Origin of the sequence: Bradyrhizobium sp. (assembly GCF_049691595.1) — a bacterium.
Lineage (GTDB): Bacteria > Pseudomonadota > Alphaproteobacteria > Rhizobiales > Xanthobacteraceae > Bradyrhizobium.
Genome location: NZ_JBAVNZ010000316.1, coordinates 1 through 2,843 on the forward strand (window position 1 = coordinate 1; position 2,843 = coordinate 2,843).

The 2,843-nt window shown below is 61.7% G+C and carries 2 protein-coding genes and 2 pseudogenes; 2 read left to right on the plus strand and 2 right to left on the minus strand.

The window, feature by feature from the left end:
- Positions 1 to 470, plus strand: a pseudogene (locus WCE35_RS13965) (hypothetical protein); the annotation flags it as partial.
- A complete protein-coding gene (locus WCE35_RS13970; protein ID WP_424593933.1) occupies positions 470 to 1,873 on the plus strand; it encodes a M20/M25/M40 family metallo-hydrolase in 1,404 nt (467 codons plus the stop codon). The pseudogene WCE35_RS13965 and the gene WCE35_RS13970, both read left to right, overlap by 1 nt.
- Before the next feature lie 147 nt (positions 1,874 to 2,020).
- On the opposite strand, the gene WCE35_RS13975 is transcribed toward WCE35_RS13970, so the two are convergent.
- Together WCE35_RS13975 and WCE35_RS13980 are read right to left on the minus strand one after the other, a co-directional pair.
- The gene (locus WCE35_RS13975) at positions 2,021 to 2,524 is read right to left on the minus strand and encodes a hypothetical protein (protein WP_424593934.1); all 504 of its coding nucleotides are present in this window, start codon (positions 2,522 to 2,524) and stop codon (positions 2,021 to 2,023) included.
- Between the two features lie 32 nt (positions 2,525 to 2,556).
- Positions 2,557 to 2,843, minus strand: a pseudogene (locus tag WCE35_RS13980) (hemerythrin domain-containing protein); the annotation flags it as partial.

The window sequence follows — 2,843 nt, forward strand, 5'->3', positions numbered from 1 at the left end:
CGAATGGGGTCGTGGTCGCGATCTCGCTGTTGATCGGACTTGGATATATCGCGGTGATGCCGTCAGCCTCGCGCCGGACGGAACGGTCGGACGCCGAAGAGCTCGGCATCCTGTTCTGCCTGATGACCGTGGCCTCGCCATTGGCGCGGCAATATTATTTCATGTGGCTGTTCTTTCCGATGACGGTGCTGATGCATCGCGCGGCCTATGATGCGCGGCCCGCCGTCAGGGCCGGCACCTGGGCTTCACTGGCAATCGCGGGCGGCTTGCTATGCCTGTCGCTTCCGATTTTTCCGCACGATTTGCAGGCTTTCGGCAACAATCTCGCGGCGACCATCGTGCTGGCGGCGGGGCTCGCCTGGCACATGCGGCATCCGCCGGCCGCCGATCACGCCGGCGGCTTGCCTCCGGCGGCAAGCGGGCTACAACATGGCGCAGAGAACAGCGCCCCCAGCCAGGAAAATCCGTGATGTCCAACGCGAAGCTTCAGCCGGTCCTCGACCGCATCGATGCCGATTTCGACAACAGCCTGGAGCGGCTGTTTGCGCTGTTGCGGATCAAGTCGATCTCGGCCGATCCGGCCTTTGCCGGCGACTGCAAGCAGGCCGCCGATCATCTGGCGCGCGATATCGCCACGCTCGGATTTGCAACCGACGTCAGGCCGACGGCCGGTCATCCCGCCATCGTCGCCAAAGCCAATGGCGGCGCGGGCGGGCGTCCGCGCGTGCTGTTCTACGGCCACTACGATGTCCAGCCGGTCGATCCGCTCAATCTCTGGCACCGTCCGCCCTTCGAACCCGTCGTTACCGACCACGCCGACGGGCGCAAGATCATCGTCGCGCGCGGCGCCGAGGACGACAAGGGCCAGTTGATGACCTTCGTCGAGGCCTGCCGTGCCTGGAAAACGGTGACGGGATCGCTGCCGGTCGACATCACCATCGTGATCGAGGGCGAGGAAGAAATCGGCTCGAAGAATTTCGTGCCGTTCCTCGAGAACAACAAGGCGGACCTCAAGGCGGATTTCGCCCTGGTCTGCGATACCAGCATGTGGGATCCGGACACGCCGGCGATCACGACGTCGCTGCGCGGGCTCGTCTATGACGAGGTCAGGATCAAGGCCGCCAATCGCGATCTGCATTCCGGCATCTTCGGCGGCGGCGCACAAAATCCGATCCGGGTGCTGACCCGCATTCTCGGCGGTCTTCACGACGAGAATGGCCATATCACCATCCCCGGCTTCTATGACGGGGTGAAGGATTTGCCGCCGGATATTCTGGCGCAATGGAAGAACCTCAACCTCACCCCGGATTCGTTCCTGAAGCCGATCGGCCTGTTGCTGCCCGCCGGCGAGAAGGATCGCCTGCTGATCGAGCAGGTGTCCTCGCGCCCGACCTGCGACATCAACGGCATCATCGGCGGCTATACCGGGGAGGGCTCCAAGACGGTGATCCCGGCGGAGGCGTCGGCCAAGATTTCATTCCGCCTGGTGGAGGGGCAAGAACCCGGCAAGATCCGAAAGGCCTTTCGCGATTACGTGACCGCGCGGCTGCCGGGGGATTGCAAGGCGGAATTTGGCGACCATTCCAGCGCGCCCGCGATCGCGCTCGACTGGAACATGAAGCCGCTCGCCGCCGCCAGGCGGGCGCTGACCGAGGAGTGGGGCAGGCAAGCGCTTCTGATCGGGTCGGGCGCCTCGATCCCGATCGTCGCCGATTTCAAGCGCACGCTCGGCCTCGATACCGTGCTGGTGGGCTTTGGCCTCGACGACGACAACATCCATTCGCCGAACGAAAAATATGACCTGAAGAGCTTTCACAAGGGCATTCGCTCCTGGGCGCGGATTCTTGCGGCGTTCGCCGACGCATCGAAATAGCTTCGTAGGATGGGTAGAGCCAACGGGTCGCGCGAATGCGCGCCCGATGATAAACTCCGCGAAACCCATCACCTTGCCTGGTCGGTAGCTTCATCTAACCTGAAGGGTTGCGCGAAGCCGGCGGAGTGAACGGAAGGAGGGGCGGCGTTAGCCGTCCTTCGACATCGTGATATTGACGCCCCTGATCTCGCCCTTGGAGCTGATCTGCACCGTCTGCTTCTTGCCGGTGGTCCGCAACGTCACGCTGGCGGCAAATCCCGAAGCCTCGACGAACACCTCGATCTGGCCACCGCCGGCAGTGCCCTGCAGATTACCGAAAAGATTCCGGCTCGCTTCGCTCCAGTTGCCGGAAATGCGGTTACCCTGGCTCGTAACGTCGGTACTCAAGTCGAATTTGTAGCTGTCGCTGGCGCAACGGAGAGTCTGCTTCAGACTCAATCCGGTGCTGTTGACCTTGTAGCTCGCCTTGCATCGGATGCGCTCGGTTTTTCCGTCGGAAAGCGCGACTGTGCCGTTGCCGGACCACGATCCGCTAAAACCGACAAACGGCCCCGACTGGGAATGGCTTGCCGACACCGACAATATGAGCGCTGCGCCGACCCCAGCAGCCTTGATAGCCTGCCCGAACAACCTGGAACCAAACAATTTCATATCGAATTTTCCCCATTCAAATGAAAGCGCGCCTACTTTCGATCGGCTTCAGCCTCTTGCTCCAGCCGCAAAATATGTGCGCGTAGCGCATCGAACCGCTCTTCGGTGACATCGCTGAACAGCGGATCCTTGTGACCGGTTACGGCCGATGCGATCTCCATCCAATCTTGAGGCTTGAGGGCCTTAAGCGCAGCCGGAAAGAAATCTCGATCTTCCATCATCATGTGGCGCCGCTCGTGCGCGATGAAATCGCGAACAATGGTATCGACATTATGCCGAAGAATTTCACGATCCGCGAGCACGTTCTCGACCGCGTGAG